We start from the raw sequence: 18,831 nt of genomic DNA on the forward strand, positions 1-18,831 counted from the left end.
CATGAAAGAACCACTTCCTGTGCGCCGAGGAGGCTCAGCTCACGCCCCATGGAAAGCGAGCACCTGGAGCGGAATTCAACACGCTTCAATAACAGATTAAACTTAATCATCACAAAAAAAGGTCTTCGATTAGAAGACCTTTCAATGTTAAAATTATTTTATAGGACCGCCAAGCTCAGCAAGTTGAGCATCAAAGCCTTCGAACTTTTTAAAGTTTTCCTTGAATTTATTTACTAATTCAAGCGCTTTGATTTCGTATGCTGACTTGTCTTCCCAAGTTGTTGATGGAACTAATACTTGATCAGGCACTCCTGGAACGTGTTGAGGAATTGCAAGACCGAAAAATTCATCCTGAGTAGTTTCAACGTAATTTAAATCTCCTTCAAGTGCAGCGTGTACCATTGCTCTTGTATAAGAAAGATTCATACGTTTACCTACTCCATATTCTCCACCAGTCCAGCCAGTGTTTACTAAGAATACATTTACATTATGTTTTTCGATTTTTTCACCAAGCATTTTCGCGTATTCTACAGCTGGAAGCGGTAAAAACGGTGAACCGAAACAAGTTGAGAAAGTTACTTGTGGTGATGTAACCCCACGTTCTGTACCAGCTAATTTACTAGTAAATCCACTTAAGAAATGGTACATAGCTTGTTCTTTCGTTAATTTACTGATTGGAGGTAATACTCCGAAAGCATCAGCAGTTAAAAAGATAATTGTATGTGGGTGTCCAGCAACACTTGGCTCAACAATATTTTGAATTGCTTGCATTGGGTATGCTGCACGTGTATTTTCTGTTAATGATGTATCGTCATAATCTGCTAAACGTCCGTCAGGATTTACGACTACGTTTTCTAGAACTGTACCAAATTTAATCGCTGAGAAAATTTGTGGCTCTTTTTCAAATGTTAAATTAATACATTTTGCATAGCATCCACCTTCGATATTGAAAACACCATTGTCTGACCAACCATGCTCATCATCACCGATTAATTTACGGTCTGCGTCTGCTGATAATGTTGTTTTACCAGTACCAGAAAGCCCGAAGAATAATGCAACATCACCTTCATTACCAACATTAGCTGAGCAATGCATAGGTAATACATTTTTTTGTGGTAATAGGAAGTTCATAATTGAGAAAATTGATTTTTTCATTTCTCCCGCATATTCAGTACCACCGATTAGAATAATACGTTTTTCAAATGAAATAATAACGAATGCTTCTGAGTTTGTACCATCAACAACTGGATCAGCTTTAAATGTTGGAGCAGAAACAATCGTAAATTCAGTTTGATGTGTAAGTAATTCTTCTTCAGTAGGGCGGATAAATAACTGGTGTGCAAATAAATTATGCCATGCAAATTCATTAATAACTTGGATTGGTAAACGATATCCAGTATCTGCACCAGCAAATCCTTTAAACTGGAATAATTCGTTTCTATCTTTTAAGTAAGTAAGTACTTTACTATATAATTTTTCAAATACATCTGAAGAGATTGGCTGATTTACTTTTCCCCAATCAATTAAGTTTTCTACAGATGCTTCATTAACAATAAATTTATCTTTTGGTGAACGGCCAGTATATTTTCCCGTTGATACACTAACTGCTCCCGTTGACGTTAGAATACCTTCTTGTCTTGTTAGAACTTTTTCAACTAGCTCAGAAACGCTAAGTTGGTTATACATGTGATTACTTGAAAGTAATTCATTCAATTCAATATTTACATCAACTGTCTTCATATACTAATACCATCCTTTAAATATAATTTGTCTGCCATGTAGGTATCTCGTTAAATAGTATAACACATTTATTTTAATAGTGTATACTATTAGTTGGAAAAATGTGTAACGAAATTATTAAAAATTTTAAAATGAGTAAAACAGTATACTTAAAGGAGTAAATTAGCCTGTATGAAAGATATTATTAGGTATTTCCCATTTAATAGGAATGAATGTAAAGCATGTGCTGATTTTTTATAGATGTTGAAATGTGTCTAAAGAATGATGAAAATTGTTGACAAGAAAGTTAATTTTTAATATGATACTTTTCATACGGATACTCTCTTATCCCGAGTAGGTGGAGGGATACAGGCCCTACGAAGCCCAGCAACCTCACTTTAAGTGAAAGGTGCTGAACCTGATGCAAGGCAATTTATTGTCTTGGACGATAAGAGCGAAAGGCAAATAACTAAACCTTTCCTCAAGCAATATGGATAAGAGGAAGGCTTTTTTTTTGCTCAAAACTTAAATACAGATGGCAATTTCGTAATTTACACTGAGTTATCTTTATCTTAAATGGGAAACATAAGATATAGGAAAACATTTTTCTAATCTTATGTTGAGAAAAAAGAGATCCGTCAATTCAATTTAGGAGGGGACTCAATGTCACAACGTCGTTTATTTACTTCAGAATCAGTTACAGAAGGACATCCAGATAAAATCTGTGACCAAATTTCAGATTCAATTCTTGATGCAATTTTAGCTAATGATCCAAATGCTCGTGTAGCAGCGGAAACTTCAGTTACAACAGGTTTAGTACTTGTTGCAGGTGAAATCACAACTTCTACTTATGTAGATATCCCAAAAATTGTTCGCGAAACAATCCGTGAAATCGGTTATGACCGAGCTAAATACGGATTTGATGCAGATACATGTGCAGTATTAACTTCTATCGATGAGCAATCAGCTGATATTGCTTTAGGTGTAGACCAAGCATTAGAAGCACGTGAAGGAAGCATGTCAGATGAAGAAATCGAAGCAATCGGAGCTGGAGACCAAGGTTTAATGTTCGGTTTTGCTGTAAACGAAACACCTGAATTAATGCCACTTCCAATTTCTTTATCTCATAAAATCGCACGTCGTCTAACTGAAGTAAGAAAGAACGAAACAGTTTCATACTTACGTCCAGATGGAAAAACTCAAGTAACAGTTGAGTATGATGAAAACAACAAACCAGTTCGTATTGATGCAATTGTTGTATCAACACAACATGGTCCAGAAGCAACTCAAGAACAAATCGAAAATGATATTAAAGAACTTGTTATTAAACCAGTTGTACCAGCTGAGTTAATCGATGAAAATACAAAATTCTTTATCAACCCAACAGGCCGTTTCGTAATCGGTGGACCTCAAGGGGATGCAGGATTAACAGGTCGTAAAATCATCGTTGATACTTACGGTGGATATGCTCGTCACGGTGGTGGAGCATTCTCTGGTAAAGATGCAACGAAGGTTGACCGTTCTGCTGCTTATGCTGCACGTTACGTTGCGAAAAACATCGTAGCTGCTGGATTAGCTGATAAAGCTGAAGTTCAATTAGCATACGCAATTGGTGTTGCGAAACCAGTATCTATTGCAATTGATACTTTTGGTACAGGTAAAGTTTCAGAAGAAAAACTTGTAGAAGTTATTCGCAATAACTTTGACTTACGTCCAGCAGGAATTATCAAAATGCTTGACCTTCGTCGTCCAATTTACAAACAAACTGCTGCTTATGGTCACTTCGGCCGTACAGATATCGACCTTCCTTGGGAACGTACTGATAAAGCAGAAGCTTTAAAAACTGAAGCTGGTCTTTAATGTTTAAAAGAGACTGTATACAGCATTAGCTGTTACAGTCTCTTTTTTATTTTGGGATTATTTTATCGAATAAATGCTTATTGTCATTTATCTTTTTTAAATTTTTCTTTCAAAAAGTATGATTATGTAAGATGATATGATTGTGTATTATTTTCAGCACTAACGTGATAAAAATGAAGGACGGAGGTGAATGTAATAAGGGGAATGTACTCCTTATTATTGTAAAATGAATGATCGAACAGCATTATTAGTCGTGGATGTTCAAAATGCAATGTTTACTTACCCTGATTTTAAGTTACATAATGAAGAAAAAGTACTAGATAACATTACTAGTTTGGTTGAAAAAGCAAGAGAAGCAAAAATGCCGATTGTTTATATTCAGCATACCGAGGACGACTCTGAATATAAAGAAGGTTTATCTACTTGGGAAATCCATCCGAGAATTGAACCACGTTCAACTGATATCGTTGTCCAAAAAAGAACTTGTGATTCTTTTTACGAGACGAGTCTACAGGAAGAGCTGAATAAACTACAAATCGAAAACTTAGTCATCATCGGAATGCAAACTGAGTTTTGCATTGATACAACTGTAAGAAGTGCCTTTAGTAAAGGCTACAACAATACATTAGTTAAAGACGCACATAGTACTTTTGATAATGGAAATCTAGAAGCTTCTCAAATAATTAACCATCATAATGGTATTCTCGGTGGCGGAAGATTCGCTATCTTAAAAGAAACAAAGGATATGTCGTTTGAATAAATAAAAAATGCCACCGTAATTAGTACGGTGGTATTTCCTTTTATACATAACGCTCTTTTAGAATGTTTAAATGATGGAGCTCGTGCCCAGCAATTACATAAGCCATTGCACGAGCAGTAGTTGGAGCATGATTAACCGAACCGATGGTTTGTAGAGATTCATTAGAAAGTGTTGAAAGTAAGGACAGAGTAGATTGACGAACATTTGATAATTCGAATAGAATTTGGTGTAATTCTAGTTCATTGAATTGTGTATTAGAAGCATAAACCTCTTGATCAAACGAAGGTAAATTAGCTTTTTCTCCTCTAGCAATAGCTAATAAACGATAGCTCATTACACGTTCAGTATCGGCCATATGCCCAAGTACTTCTTTAATCGTCCATTTATCTTCAGCATATTTATAATTACCTTGATCTGAAGTAAGTGATTGGCAGAATTTTTTTGTTTCATCAATTTGGTTTAAAAGAATTTCAATTAAATTTCCTTCAGGTACAAGTCCGATATAACCACTAAAGTTTGCATGGTATTCTGTTGCCTCAGGTCTTTTCAACATAGCGATCTCCTCCAATTTACCATTTTATGTAAATATAAACTACTAAGTATCAGTATACATTATGGTAAAATTGTGTAAATAGAATAGTGAATTTTTAAAAAAATACTGAGTAGATTGTGATTCATTTAAAATTGAAAATTCTATTTCGATCAATATATTAAAAGAATTAATGTACTTAGAAGTTTGTTACATAATCCACCAAACAAAAAAATAGAGGTCAAAAAATGAAAAAATTTCAAGAGATAGAAAATTTCATCTCACAGAACAAAAGTGCTGTCATCTTTGTGAGTGGATTAAATTGCGCAGTTTGTGATGCAGTATTTCCACTTGTTGAAGAAATCATAAAAGAGTATCCTACTTTCAAATTGCTACATACAAAGGCTAATGAGATTCCTGAGTTATCTGGTCAGTACCAAGTATTCACTGTTCCAGCAATATTGTTTTTCTTTAATGGAAAAGAAGTTGCTAGGAAAGTAAGGTTCATTCGAGAAGAGGAATTAATAAAAGAGTTTGACAGACTTAATCTCGTGGAACAAGCATTTATTTATGAAGAATAAAAGAGGGTGAAAACATTGGGGATTAAAGGGATCAATCATTTTCTTTTTTCGGTTTCAGATTTAGAGAAATCAATTGAATTTTATCAAAAGGTTTTTGATGCAAAGCTATTAGTCAAGGGGAGAACAACTGCATATTTTGATTTGAATGGGATATGGCTTGCTTTAAATGAAGAAAGAAATGTTCTAAGAAATGAGATATATCAATCCTATACACATATTGCTTTTTCGATAGACGAAGATGAAGTTGACAGTATGTATGAGAAATTATTTAACCTAAATGTAAACATTCTAACTAGCCGCGAAAGAGATGAAAGAGATAAACAATCCATCTATTTTACCGATCCCGACGGCCATAAGTTTGAATTTCATACTGGTACTTTACACGATCGCATGTCTTATTATAAACAATCAAAAAGCCATATGACATTTTATGATGAAGAATAAAATTTGGGTGATGAACGAGTCTTCTTTATCAAACTCTAATCGGAATATGAGAATAATGTGTTAGTTTTAATAACAGGAATTTATGAAAAACATATATTAGTGCAGGAAACATGATTTTCAGATCAGTTTATTTAGTATTATTAGAAGGAAATGCTAATATTAATGGAGACTCTTGTGGGAGATGAGGCCCACAGGATGTGAGTCATGCATGCTTTACGACAGGACGTCGTGGTTTTAGCATGCCTTTTGGCTCAGCTCAAGCTGCACGGTAAGGGAGCATCCTTGAGTTGAAATCAACAAACACATTCTAAATTAACAACCTGTATAAGAGTAAAATAACAGAGTATATTTTTAGAAAAAGGAGATTTGATCATGAACACAAGTATTAAATGGAATGGTAAATTAGCTTTTTCAGGAATAACGCCTTCGGGACATGAATTAAAAATGGATACTGCGGAGTCACTAGGTGGAGAGAATAGTGCTCCAACACCAGTGGAACTTTTATTAAATGCTGTTGCGGGATGTACAGCTATTGATATCGTACTAATATTAGAAAAAATGCGATTAACATTAACATCGTTTGAAATTGAGGTTAGCGGTGATCGTGCTGAGGAGCATCCGAAAAGATTTACAGACATACATCTTCACTATATTTTAGGTGGAGAATTAGATGTTGAAAAAGTTAGAAAAGCGATCAAACTTTCGAAGGATAAATATTGTTCAGTGGCTCATTCATTAAATGCCAATATTTCAGCAAGCTTTACGATCAATGGAACAAAGAGCGATGAGACGCTTTAATGGTAAAATAAAAGAAAAGCATCTTTGTAGATGCTTTTTTCTTTTTTATTTTGCATTATCTAATTGTTTTCTTACATATGTAGGTAACATAAAACAACCTACATGGAGATCAGTATTATAATATTTTGTTTCGATTCCAAGTGCATTCCATTCATCTACTTTTATGTCTTTAATTGGATCATATTTTTTTGAAGCGAATCCAAATAACCAATGTCCAGATGGGTATGTAGGCATATGGAATTGGTATACTTTTGAAATTGGGAATGTTTCTTTAATTTTTGAATGCGCTCGTTTCATTTCATGTGCATAGCTTTCGTAATATGGACTTTCATGTTGATTAATTAGAATACCTTCTTCACTTAATACTCGTTTGCAGTTGTTGTAGAAGGCTACTGTGAAGAGTCCTTCACCAGGTCCAATTGGATCTGTTGAATCTACTAATATCAGGTCATAGTATCCATCATCTGCTTCTTGTACGAATTTTAAGCCATCTTCAAAATAAAGTGTTAATCTTTGATCTTGGTCTAATTTTGAAGCGGTCAATGGAAGGTATTGTTGACATAAGCGAACAACTCTTTCATCAATTTCTACCATGTCGACTACTTCTATTGATGGATATCGTAATACTTCACGTGCAGTACCACCATCTCCTCCGCCAATAATTAATACTTTTTTGATTTTAGGATTCACTGCCATTGGAATGTGGGTAATCATATCGTGATAAATAAATTCATCTTTTTCAGTTACCATCATATAGCCATCTAGCGTGAAAAAAGTTCCAAATGTTTCGCTTCTGAAAAAGTCGATTTGTTGAAAATCACTTTTTTCCGAGTGCATATGCTCTTGTACTTTAATTGAAAACTTTGTATCTTCCTGGTGATTTTCTGTATACCATAAATCCATTAAGTTTTCCTCCAAACTTCTATCAACAACTTTAATTACATACGGATCATCATCATCATTAATAGTGATGGTACCTTCATCTTTTAGGTATAAGTAATGCTGGATAAGCTCTGTGGAAATGAGCTCACCAGGGATACACAATGGAATACCAGGCGGATAAATCATAATAGATTCCCCACTAATTAAACCACTTGCATCATGAATTGAGATAATCCGTTTTGGATGATAATACGCCTCTCTTGGTGTCATCACCATTTTTGGATTCTTCAAGGCGACACTAATGTCAGTATCTAACTTTGGTAATTTACCGTAAAACCTGTCACTAATGTCACGTAAAGCATCTAACAGTTTTTGGATTGTTTCCTCATTATCGCCAAGAGAAATAATGGCTAAAATGACATTTGGCTCAGCAAGCTCAATTTGAATTTTATATTCATCTGCCAGCATATCGTAAACCTTGAAGCCGGACATACCTAAATCTGACACTTTCACAACAAGCTTTAACTCGTCATAGTCGAAAACACCTACACCATTGCGATATGTTTCCCGGGTTATACATTGTAAGCCATTCATTTCATTTATTTCCTGTTTTGCTTTTCTAGTTAAGGTAAGGAGCTTTTCAAATCGCTCTTTTCCTTCTAAATATAATTTTTTACGGGCTACGTCGATAGAGCACATTAACAGATACGAGGCAGATGTAGTTTGAAATAAATTAATCGTAGATCGAACTCTATTTTTTGTAATGAAACCATCGTTATGTAGTAAAACAGAAGCTTGAGTTAATGCTCCACCTGTTTTGTGTAAACTTAACGTAACGAGGTCCGCACCTAATAATGCAGCATTATCTGGTAAATCTGGATGAAAGGAAAAGTGTGCACCATGTGCCTGATCAACCAAGACGGGAATACTTCTTGAATGTGCAACATCAATGATTTCTTTTAAGTTAGATGTTGCACCGAAATATGTTGGATTGATAATTAAAATCGCCTTTACATCAGAGTTTAAGTCAAGGGCGTGCATGACTGCTTTTACAGAAATACCATTTGCAATGCCATAGTCATAATCGATTTCAGGCTCAATAAAAACTGGCTTAGCACCTGCTAAGATTAAGGCATTAATTGCAGATTTATGAACATTTCTAGGTAATAAGATCTTGTCACCTTGTTCAAGGGCACTCATAATCATATACTGTACGCCTGAAGTTGAACCATTGACTAACATATATGCATGATCTGAATGAAATGCGTCAGCAAGAAGCGCTTCAGCTTCTTGAATAATACCTGTTGGGTGCGATAAATTATCCACACGCTTTGAAGAATTTACATCCATTTTAAGAGCCATATCACTCCAAAGTTCTCTTAACTCTTCAAGTGAATTTCCTCTTTTATGCCCAGGAACATCAAAGCTCGTGATATCCTCCTTAGCATAGCGGACTAATTCTGTTAAAAGCGGTGTTTTATTGTGATCCATCAATTTCCTCCATATCAGGACCATTCCAAAGGTTTTTCCCGTAAAAAATTTCATCCATCTCATATTTAACTTTTTCTTCTATTTCTTGAATTTCATTTTGATCTAATTTTTCTTTTGTATAGCCAAAGAGATAATTATCTAAATCAAATTGCTTTAATTTACATTTTGTATGAAAGATATTTTCTTGGAACACATTTACATCAATCATTTGATACAAATCTTTGATTTTCTGTGGGATATAATTTTGGATTGAATTAATATCATGATCAATAAATAATTTATATCCACTAACATCTCTTGTAAAACCACGAACTCGATAATCGATCGTCATAATATCCGCATCAAATTGATGGATTAAATAGTTTAATGCTTTTAGTGGCGAGATTTCTCCACATGTGGATACATCAATATCAGCTCTAAATGTACTAATGCCATCATCAGGATGATATTCAGGATATGTATGGACTGTGATATGGCTCTTATCTAACGCTGCTACCACTAACTCAGGTAAAGGTCCAGGGGATTCCGAATAAGTTTCAGAGGATGGGTTATCAACCGGACCTTCTGATACTAGAATCGTAACACTGGCACCTTGAGGATCATAATCTTGTTTAGCAATGTTTAAGATATGTGCACCAATAATATGAGTAACCTCGGTTAATATTTTTGTTAAACGGTCCGCATTGTACTGATCATCAATATATTGGATATAAGCTTCTCGCTCTTCTTTTGTCTTTGTAAAACAAATATCATACATATTAAAACTTAATGATTTTGTTAAATTATTAAAACCATGAAGTTGAATATGATTATTGTTTGATGATGACTTCATTTATAAGTCCTCCTAGTAACGAAGATAATTAGTTCCTATGTATTGTTTGTTTATGAATTATGCATTATTCACATAAGTTATCTTTTTCAGACGTTCCGTTGTAATCAACTTTTATCTATAGAGAAATAATTCCAAAGGAGTCTTAAAATAAGAGGGAGATTTCAAATTTCTTATAGTAAAAAGCCTGAGATATTCATACTCAGGCTTTTTGAGTGAAAAGCATGGGGGAAAGGGAAGGTGTGATGATTTCCTCGTATTCCATTACTAAAGCGTTTAATATACTGTTCCAGTCTTGTGTTAACGCATAGTCTCTGGATTTTTTAGACATCCGATCTAACATATTAGTTTGTTGTAAACATTCTTCTATTGCTCTGCAAAATGACAATGTATTTTTAGGTTCACAAAGTATGCCTGTAGAATAATCTCTTATGATATTTTTAACACCGCCAGCATTTGCGCCTATAACCGGGGTGCCGCATGCCATTGCTTCAAGTACAACATTACCAAAGGTTTCGGTATCTGATGGAAATACCATTACATCACTTACACTATAAATTTCAGCTAATTCATTTTTTTGTAAATACCCAGTATAGATGATCTGATCTGTTCCAGTTTTCTTCATCATTTCTTCTTTTTTTGGTCCATCTCCGACAATGACCCAGTTAAGTTGATTACCAAAGCGTTGTTTAGAATATTTCATTATATTTGTTAGTGTATCTAAGTCCTTTTCGGGAGCAATTCTTCCAACAAAGCAAATCGTATATTTTGAGGTTATATTATATTTCTGTTTTATTACTTCCTTATTCTCAGCTGGTTTAAACAATGAACAATCTACTCCGTGTGTCCAAACTGAAAGATTGTTGAAACCCTTTGTATTTAAGTGATGTAAAGTATCCTTTGATGGTACGAATATTTTTTTTGTTGGTCGATGAAACCAATCTAAATACTTCCATAAAAAGTTTTCTAGATAGGTTAATTTATAATAATGAAGATAATGATCAAAATTTGTATGGTATGAAGCAACTAACGGAATATTCAGTTTTTTAGCGATTTGAAGACCACACAATCCAATTGTAAAAGGGGTAGCAACATGGATGATGTCTGGATTGAATTCTTGTAATTTCTTTTTTATTTTAGAGAAATTAGGAAGTGATATTTTGCATTCAGGATAAATTTTAAACGGAACACTTTTTAATCTTGTGACATTTGCAGTAGAACTAGCTCCACAATCTTCTGGAGAAAATACATGAAATGAATGGCCATTTTCATTTAAATAATTTGTGAAACGATTTAATGTTTTTGCCACACCATTCACTTGAGGAACATAGGTGTCGGTAAAAATTGCGATTTTCATATTTCTCCCCCTCATAAGTTATATAGCAAAAACTGTGAAATAAAGGCGGTGGATGTACCTAATACAAGACCGCAAAAAACATCTGTAGGATAATGAAGACCTAAATAAATTCTAGAGAAAGCTACACAGCCGATTATAGGTAGTATGAAAATTGCAGTAATTGGTATATAAATCATGATTGGCAATGTAACTGAAACAATTGCTGTTGTATGACCAGAAGGGAATGAATAATCAGTTAAAGGTTGTTTTGGAACAAATGCACCTTCTAATTTTAAATAAGGTCGTTTACGTGGATAAAATTTTTTGAAAAAGTGTACAGGGATATGACTAAGTGTTAATGTACATGCACTCAAAATAGAGACCTGTTGTAAATCATTACGTGAGTAAATTAGTAGGATTAACGTTGATACAATACAAAAAGTCGCTCCACCGAGATGAGTAATCGTACTAAAAAATAAATTCAAGTAACGCTTTTTGAATAATGAATTAACGCGATAAAATAATTGGCATTCAAATGTATAAATCTTTTGAAGAAGTGCGCTCATTTTTCATCCCTCATTATAAGTGTTATTTGTAAATTAATTATAAAAAAGGAATATGGATTTAAATAGAAGCTTTTGTAAATGAACAATGTAAAAGTGTAAAAAAATGTTAAGAAAACCTGTTAAGCCTAATGTACAGACTTTAATATCGTATAGTTGATATCCATGTAGGATTTAGACGAGCAATAAAAAAGAGACTTATCAAAAGTCTCTTAGCTTTGCGGTGAATGATTTGATTCAACGCTTTTATAATATTGTCCTTTTTCCACATATTCTCTACGAATACGGTTCATATCTTCAATGTCTTCTTTTGTTAGTTCTCGTACGACTTTAGCAGGTCTACCAAATGCCAATGAATTTGGAGGGATAACTTTACCACCTGGAACTAAACTGCCAGCACCAATCATTGCACCTTCACCAATTTCGGCTCCATCTAAAATAATTGATCCCATTCCAATCAATGCATTTTTACGAACAGTACAACTATGTAAGATGACGCTATGCCCTACAGTCACACCATCTTCTAAAATTAGCGGATAGCTAGGACTTTGATGAAGTACACATAAATCTTGTACATTAACACCATTTCCTATAATTGTATCGTTAACATCTCCACGAATAACTGCACCAAAGAAAATACTACTTTTTGCTCCAATTGTGACAGAACCAGTAACTGTTGCATTTGAAGCTATAAAAGCAGTTGAATCAATTTGGGGTTGCTTCCCGTTATATGGTAATATCATACTTATACTATGCCTCCATGATTTATATTCTATATACTGAGTATAAACTTATTTAACGAACTTGTAATTAATGAAAATAGGGAGGAGTGAAAAAATGTCACTACCTAGAAATCCAGTTCAATTAATGCCTAAGGTTTATAAAAACGTATTTCCTTTAGTGCACCAGGAATTAGATTATTGGAAAAATTTTGCGAGAAGGATTCCAGATCCAGAACTAAGAAAACAAGCATTAATGAGTATTGATACAAAAACGTTTCATTGTGAAGGTGGGGCAATTTTAGCATTACTTTCTGAAAAAAACATACAGCCAATTATAGAATTTATAGTTGCCTATCAAACTATTAGTGATTACTTAGATAACTTATGTGACCGAAGCACCTCACTTGATCCAAAGGATTTTGAAGCGTTGCACGAATCAATGATCGATGCAGTTACTTGTCAGAAGTCAGAGCAACAATACTACCGATATAGAGAAGAGCAGGAGGATGGTGGCTATTTAAAAGCGTTAGTAGAAAAATGCCATCAAAGCTTAAGACAGTCACAGTATTATGGTGATATTAAAGAGTATTTAATTCAACTAGCAGATTATTACTGTAAATTGCAAATACATAAGCATGTTAAGATGGATGAACGTGTACCAAGACTTACAAATTGGTTTGAAAATTACCAGGCAGATCTTCCTGATTTAGAATGGTATGAGTTTTCTGCATGTGCTGGTTCAACACTAGGAATTTTTTGTTTAGTTTCGTATTCATTTAATGAAAGAATTTCTAAAGATTTATTTGAACAAGTTTACAAGAGCTACTTCCCGTATGTGCAAGGTCTTCATATTTTACTTGATTATGTGATAGATCAAAAAGAAGATGAAGATGGCGGAGATTTAAACTTCTGTAGTTACTATCCATCCAAGGACGTCATGTTAAATCGTATCGAATATTTTTCAACGAAAAGTGATGAATCATTAAAGAACTTGAGAGATTATCGTTTTCACCGTATGATTTATCAAGGGTTACTGGGGATTTATTTAGCAGACAAGAAAATGGCAGGTCCAGATGAGATGAAAAAGATTAGAAGAGGCATTGTTAAAAATGGTGGATTGACTTCATTTTTTTTCTATGGAAATGCAAAATTATATTTTAAAATAAAAGAATTAAAATCAAACAAAAAAGTGAAGCATTCAGTATAATGCTTCACTTTTCTTTATGCAGAAATTTCTAGGTAAGTGCTTTTTTCTGTAAAAAATATTTTCATCAGTAGAGGTGTAACGATTGTTGTAATGAGTACAACGATTACAATGATTGAGAACATTTTATCGGTTAATAATTGGTTTGCTAAACCTGTTGAAGCGATAATCAGCGCAACTTCACCTCTGGAAACCATTGCAGAGCCGATTCCTAACGAACTTTTGCGATTAAAGCCAGCTAGCTTGGCACCAAGTGCACCACCAATTAGTTTCGTTGCGATTGCAATCAAGCTTAAAAGGATGATCATAGGGATAGAGGATGCAATTCCAGTAAATTGAACTGATACACCAATTAACGTAAAAAATACAGGTACAAATATTGAGTATGCAATCGTCTCAACCTTCTGAACAACTACATGTTTTAAATCTGTGACAGAGATCGAAACGCCAGCGATGTATGCACCAATTATGGCAGCTACCCCAGTTTTGTCAGCAAATATACTAAAAGCAAAGCAAATAATCAATGCAGCTGAAATTAATGTTTCAGAAACATTTAATTTAGTAAATTTCTTTAAAATCCATGGAACGACTTTCCATCCTACAAAAATAGCAATGATAAAAAATGCGAATTTCTTTAATAGCATAATTGATAATTGAACATCGCCTCCACTAAAGCTCATTACAAAAGCTAGAGCAACAATGACAAGGACATCATCAATCACTGCAGCACCTAATATCGTGGCACCTTCCTTTGAATTTAATTGTCCCATTTCTTTTAGGGTGGCTACCGAGATACTGACACTAGTTGCAGAAAGCAATAGTCCTAGAAAAATCGCTTCAAAGCTAGATAATTGAATCATAATCCCATATAAATACCCAATACAAAGTGGAAGTATAATACCTAGAATTCCAACATAGGTTGAGGCTTTCCATGACTTTTTAAATTCTTTCACATCAGTCTCTAACCCCGCTATGAACATAAGAAGGATGACCCCAATTTCACTGATTTCATGTAGAGTGTCAGTTTCTGTAACAAGACCAAGGACTGCTGGTCCAATAAGAATCCCAATCAAAAGCTTCCCTAATACAGCGGGTTGACCTAATCTTGTACTAATATCACCTGCCAATTTAGAAGCGATTAATATAATGGTTAATTGAACATAAAGCATAAGTAACTTCCTCCTATCTAATTTTTGTACATAAAAAAGAGCCTGTAACATTAAGGTAAGTACAAGACATACTTATCCTAATGTGACAGGCTCCTCCAAGTTTTGCATTCAATTAATATGTTATAAGAATAGTATAAACGAAGGACGAATGGTAATACAAGATAGAATTTTAAAAGAGGAGGGACAAAAGAAGGGGAAAAGGATAAGATGTTTTGTACATAGCGCATTTTGAACTTTTGAAATAATAGGTTGATGGAACTTACAAGTTGAATGTTGATAAGTAAGAGATTTGTAAATAATTTGCCACATATTTAGAATATAAAACTTCAAATTTTATGATAGTGTTGATAATAGGACTGTTCTAAATGTTTATTAATATGTTAAGTAGGATCAATCAGGGGGAAATTATATGCTAAATTCACCAATTGGAAAATTTAGATTGATGGGGTTCATAGAGGGCTTATCGTTACTCGTATTATTATTTATTGCAATGCCACTTAAGTACTTCGCAGGTTTACCTGAAATTGTGACTTTAGTTGGCTCAATTCACGGTTTCTTTTTCGTTTTATATGTCATAACAATAACATATGTTACCTTTAAAATTAGATGGTCATTTATGTGGGCAATTTCAGCGTTTGTTGTTGCATTTATACCTTTTGGTAATCTTATTCTAGATGCGAAACTTCGCCGATCACAATATAATTAATACAGATGTTTTTACAGATTTCAAACATAAGAAATTTCGGTTTAATGTAAATAAAAAAGGATAGTAAGCAGATTTTCTCTGCTTACCTATCCTTTTTTTTATTCTTAATCTGAAAGGGTTACGTTGTGTTCCACTACTTGATTATGTGATTTGTTCGTTGTAAATAACTTAGACGAGAAAATAGGATATAGAACTGGGATTACCAAGAACGTTAATCCTACAAATCCAACTAAGGCAGCAAGAGCAGATTGAACAAACAAGTAACTACTACTAAATAACAATCCTGCAAAAATTGCACTACCTACAACTCCAACAGCAAACATGCTTGCGATATTACCTGCTAATAAAGCATCTTTCTCTTCTGTGTCAGTAGAAGAATTAACATATAAGTGAGCTAATAAAGTACATGCAAGAGCAAATACCAAGTAGATTGCAAAAATCGGAACTAGGAATTTCAGACCTAACTGATCGTAATTTCGGATAAATACTTGTTCAGCAAAAGCATTACCAGCGAAATAAACGATGGCTGCTGCACTTATAGAAATAATAGAATAGAAAATATTTCTATATGCAATTGTTAATAATAAGACAGCTGCAATTAATGAATAAGTAATTAACCATTTTAAATCATCAGTAATAATTGGTTTTAAACTATATACTGTTGAAGGATCTTCAGCTAAAGCTAAATTAGCGGCTTCTAATCCTTGATCTTTTAATGATTTCAGAGCAGTTTTTCTAGCTTGATCTACTAAATTAGTACCTTCAGTAGAGATTGGTGTTTTCTCAAATGTAACATCCAGTGTTGTTACCAATGAATCTTTTGACATATAGTTATCAAAGATTTTTTGGAATTCAGGTTTACTTAATGCCTCTTCTGGTAAGTACCAACCAGTTAAACTTGGATTAAAACTAGTTGTTAAACCACCTAAATAGCCTTGTGCACTATTTAAGCCATCATAAATTTGATTTAACCCACCAACAGTTTGACCTAATCCATCTTTCAGTTCTCCAACCTTATCAACAAATAGACCAATACCATCACCTAATTGTACTTGACCATCCTTTAATTGGCCTAAACCATCTGTAACTTGAGGAACATTTTTAAGTACCAATGATTGACCGTCAGCAGCTCTTTCAATACCATTTTCTAATTCACCCATACCTGCGTACAGTTTTTCTAAACCAGCTACTAACTGTGTTTGGCCATTTACTACTTGAGTCATACCAGCATTTGCTTTTTCAAGACCGGCTAAAAGTAATCCCGCGCCGTGTTCAGCTGTACCTACTTTTGTAATGAACTCTGTTAAACTATCATCCAACAGTTTAAGCGTGCCTTGTAGTTCTTTGTAATATGTATCTGAAGTAATTTCAGGATACTTTTTACCTAGACCTGCAGCTAATTGTTGAGAGCCTTGAATACCAGCTTGGATTTTAGCAAGGTTCATTTTAATATCACTAACACCGTTGTAAAGTGTTTTAAAATTCTTCTCAATTGTTTTGTAGCCTGTTAATAATTCTTTACTTCCTGCTATTAATTTCTTTGTACTATCTTTTGCAGTTCCTAAGCCGTCATGTAATTGACCAGCTCCAACAGTACCTTTTCTTAAACCATTTTCAATTTGTGATAAACCATCTTCTAATTTACCAACACCTGTTTCAAGTTTTGTTGTACCAGTAACTAATTGATCAATACCGTCAGTTGCTTCTTTTAATTTAGGAGAAGAACTTTCTAATTCATCCTTTGCTCCTTGAAGTCCCTCACGGATTTGATTGACACCATCATTTCCTTTACCAATACCATCCTTTAAAGTAGCAGCTTGTGTTACAAGCATTAATGGATCTAACTCACTACTAAATGGACGAGAAGCACTTCTTACAGATTCTACTCCATCCATCTGTGACAAACTACGAGATAGGGCTTCAATAGTCGTCATACCTGTTACTGTATTCCATGGTACAGTATTTTCGATGACAAGTTTAAGTGGCGTAGATTTACCTTCTCCAAATTCTTTTGCAACTAATCTTGATCCTTTAGCTGCATCTTCATTTGGAAGACCATCTACTGTACTATAAGCAATCTTTTGTTGGTAAAGTCCAACAATCGGAGCAATGATGATTAAAGCTACTAAAGTAAAAATGCCACCTCTTCTTACGACTAAGCTATTCCATTTTTGCCAGCCTACAAAGCCTGTTGTTTTGCCATTTGGAATAGAGAGTGTTTTTCCAAATAAAGCAAATAAGCTAGGTAAAAATGATATTGAAGCAAGATAAGATACGACACCTAAAACAATTAATGCACTTAATGATTTTGTGATTTGAAATGTTGTATTTAGTAAGCCAATACTTAATAATGTAAAAACTGCATGTGAAACTAGTAAACTATATTGTTTATTTGATAATGCAAAAATGAGTGAGTGTTCATTCGATTTTTGGGTAGACAAAATTCCAGCATAACGATAGTACAAACTAAAGGTCGCAATTATACTTAGTAAAAATGAGAATAAGCCTAAAGCAAGTGGAGCGATATTCGTGATCGGAAGCTGTCCATTATCTACTAATAAGCTATAAATTGAAGCGCTTACTAAATAGTTAACTAACGTTAGAACAACAGCAGATACAACAACAAGTGGTTTTCGTGTGATTAGTACTGAAGCAACTAATGCAAGAATACCAGCAATGATAATCCCTTTTTTAAGCCCTTCTTCATTTTGTAAATTAGCTTGTTCATCAACGAAAATCTTACCTGTTACAATTCTTTCTAACCCATCAACTTTAGACAATGACTCTAATTCATCGTATAGAGTTGTTAAGTTTTTATCTTTAATATTCAACGTACCAGATAATAAGATTGCTTTTCCATCTTTTGATTCTAATGTATTTTTTAAAGCGGGTTCGTCAATTGAATTAGATACTGAAACAAGACCAATTGAATCTTTATTATCTTCAAGATTACTTGCTACATCTTTTACAGTCTCTTTATCTGAGTCGGATAATGTTTCTTTACTGTAAAAAACAATCGCAAAACTCTTTTTGTTCTTAGGATCCATGTCATGATCAAGTTGGATTTGTTCGGCTTTCATAACTTGCGTACTTAAGGGCAGCTTTAATGTTCCTTTTTCTTCAACTAAAGTAGATAGGGAAGGGGATAAGAAACTTAGAGCAATCGCAAGTACTAACCAGATAGCAATAACTAAGTATTTTCGTTTTACGAAAAATGATGACATTGATACACCTCCGT

Annotated in this window: 16 protein-coding genes and 1 riboswitch; of the genes, 7 read left to right on the plus strand and 9 right to left on the minus strand. The window is 33.9% G+C overall.

All coding sequences use genetic code 11. The annotated features are described in order from the left end of the window. Positions 1-153: 153 nt before the first annotated feature. Positions 154-1,740 carry a phosphoenolpyruvate carboxykinase (ATP) gene (pckA, locus tag ACX6U0_RS14255; protein WP_464960551.1) on the minus strand — a complete coding sequence of 529 codons (1,587 nt, stop codon included), beginning with the start codon at positions 1,738-1,740 and terminating at the stop codon, positions 154-156. A 321-nt stretch (positions 1,741-2,061) separates the two neighbouring features. Continuing rightward, a riboswitch (SAM riboswitch) is annotated at positions 2,062-2,174 on the plus strand. Positions 2,175-2,382: 208 nt separating this feature from the next. On the opposite strand from pckA, the gene metK reads away from it, so the two are divergent. Both metK and ACX6U0_RS14265 read left to right on the plus strand, forming a co-directional pair. Next, complete coding sequence (metK, locus tag ACX6U0_RS14260) at positions 2,383-3,579, plus strand: methionine adenosyltransferase (RefSeq protein ID WP_464960552.1); 1,197 nt, start codon at positions 2,383-2,385, stop codon at positions 3,577-3,579. 226 nt (positions 3,580-3,805) lie between these two features. Then, on the plus strand, positions 3,806-4,339 hold the full coding sequence (locus tag ACX6U0_RS14265; protein ID WP_464960553.1) for a cysteine hydrolase family protein: 534 nt from the start codon (positions 3,806-3,808) through the stop codon (positions 4,337-4,339). Between the two features lie 40 nt (positions 4,340-4,379). Here ACX6U0_RS14265 and ACX6U0_RS14270 read toward each other — a convergent pair whose 3' ends face one another. Further along, positions 4,380-4,892, minus strand: a complete 513-nt coding sequence (locus ACX6U0_RS14270; RefSeq protein ID WP_464960554.1) for a DinB family protein — start codon at positions 4,890-4,892, stop codon at positions 4,380-4,382. Positions 4,893-5,116: 224 nt separating this feature from the next. On the opposite strand from ACX6U0_RS14270, the gene ACX6U0_RS14275 reads away from it, so the two are divergent. From ACX6U0_RS14275 to ACX6U0_RS14285, 3 genes are all read left to right on the plus strand, one after another. Beyond that, positions 5,117-5,449: a thioredoxin family protein gene (locus ACX6U0_RS14275; protein ID WP_464960555.1), complete on the plus strand. Its 333-nt coding sequence runs from the start codon at positions 5,117-5,119 to the stop codon at positions 5,447-5,449. A gap of 15 nt (positions 5,450-5,464) precedes the next feature. Next, entirely contained in the window at positions 5,465-5,893 is a 429-nt protein-coding gene (gene fosM, locus ACX6U0_RS14280) for a FosM family fosfomycin resistance protein (protein WP_464960556.1), read from the plus strand. Positions 5,894-6,265: 372 nt separating this feature from the next. Further along, on the plus strand, positions 6,266-6,691 hold the full coding sequence (locus ACX6U0_RS14285) for an OsmC family protein (protein ID WP_464960557.1): 426 nt from the start codon (positions 6,266-6,268) through the stop codon (positions 6,689-6,691). Between the two features lie 45 nt (positions 6,692-6,736). Here ACX6U0_RS14285 and speE read toward each other — a convergent pair whose 3' ends face one another. The 5 genes from speE to ACX6U0_RS14310 form a co-directional block, all read right to left on the minus strand. Continuing rightward, on the minus strand, positions 6,737-9,064 hold the full coding sequence (gene speE / locus ACX6U0_RS14290) for a polyamine aminopropyltransferase (protein ID WP_464960558.1): 2,328 nt from the start codon (positions 9,062-9,064) through the stop codon (positions 6,737-6,739). Next, positions 9,051-9,896 carry an adenosylmethionine decarboxylase gene (gene speD / locus ACX6U0_RS14295; RefSeq protein WP_464960559.1) on the minus strand — a complete coding sequence of 282 codons (846 nt, stop codon included), beginning with the start codon at positions 9,894-9,896 and terminating at the stop codon, positions 9,051-9,053. The genes speE and speD overlap by 14 nt, the downstream gene beginning before the upstream one ends. A gap of 199 nt (positions 9,897-10,095) precedes the next feature. After that, positions 10,096-11,250 (minus strand): glycosyltransferase family 4 protein, encoded by a 1,155-nt coding sequence (locus ACX6U0_RS14300; protein WP_464960560.1) that lies wholly within the window; start codon positions 11,248-11,250, stop codon positions 10,096-10,098. 11 nt (positions 11,251-11,261) lie between these two features. Continuing rightward, complete coding sequence (locus ACX6U0_RS14305) at positions 11,262-11,795, minus strand: phosphatase PAP2 family protein (RefSeq protein WP_464960561.1); 534 nt, start codon at positions 11,793-11,795, stop codon at positions 11,262-11,264. 209 nt (positions 11,796-12,004) lie between these two features. Then, positions 12,005-12,535, minus strand: coding sequence for a gamma carbonic anhydrase (locus ACX6U0_RS14310; protein WP_464960562.1), 531 nt, complete (start codon positions 12,533-12,535; stop codon positions 12,005-12,007). 94 nt (positions 12,536-12,629) lie between these two features. Here ACX6U0_RS14310 and ACX6U0_RS14315 point away from each other — a divergent pair, with 94 nt between their 5' ends. After that, entirely contained in the window at positions 12,630-13,721 is a 1,092-nt protein-coding gene (locus ACX6U0_RS14315) for a tetraprenyl-beta-curcumene synthase family protein (RefSeq protein WP_464960563.1), read from the plus strand. 14 nt (positions 13,722-13,735) lie between these two features. Here ACX6U0_RS14315 and ACX6U0_RS14320 read toward each other — a convergent pair whose 3' ends face one another. Beyond that, entirely contained in the window at positions 13,736-14,887 is a 1,152-nt protein-coding gene (locus ACX6U0_RS14320; protein ID WP_464960564.1) for a cation:proton antiporter, read from the minus strand. Between the two features lie 409 nt (positions 14,888-15,296). Between ACX6U0_RS14320 and ACX6U0_RS14325 the strand changes: the two genes are divergently transcribed. Next, the gene (locus ACX6U0_RS14325; protein ID WP_464960565.1) at positions 15,297-15,593 is read left to right on the plus strand and encodes a DUF3817 domain-containing protein; all 297 of its coding nucleotides are present in this window, start codon (positions 15,297-15,299) and stop codon (positions 15,591-15,593) included. 104 nt (positions 15,594-15,697) lie between these two features. Here ACX6U0_RS14325 and ACX6U0_RS14330 read toward each other — a convergent pair whose 3' ends face one another. Continuing rightward, positions 15,698-18,817 (minus strand): MMPL family transporter, encoded by a 3,120-nt coding sequence (locus ACX6U0_RS14330; RefSeq protein WP_464960566.1) that lies wholly within the window; start codon positions 18,815-18,817, stop codon positions 15,698-15,700. Between the last annotated feature and the right edge of the window lie 14 nt (positions 18,818-18,831).

It is taken from the genome of Gottfriedia sp. ABJ_BB2_2 (genome assembly GCF_055484705.1).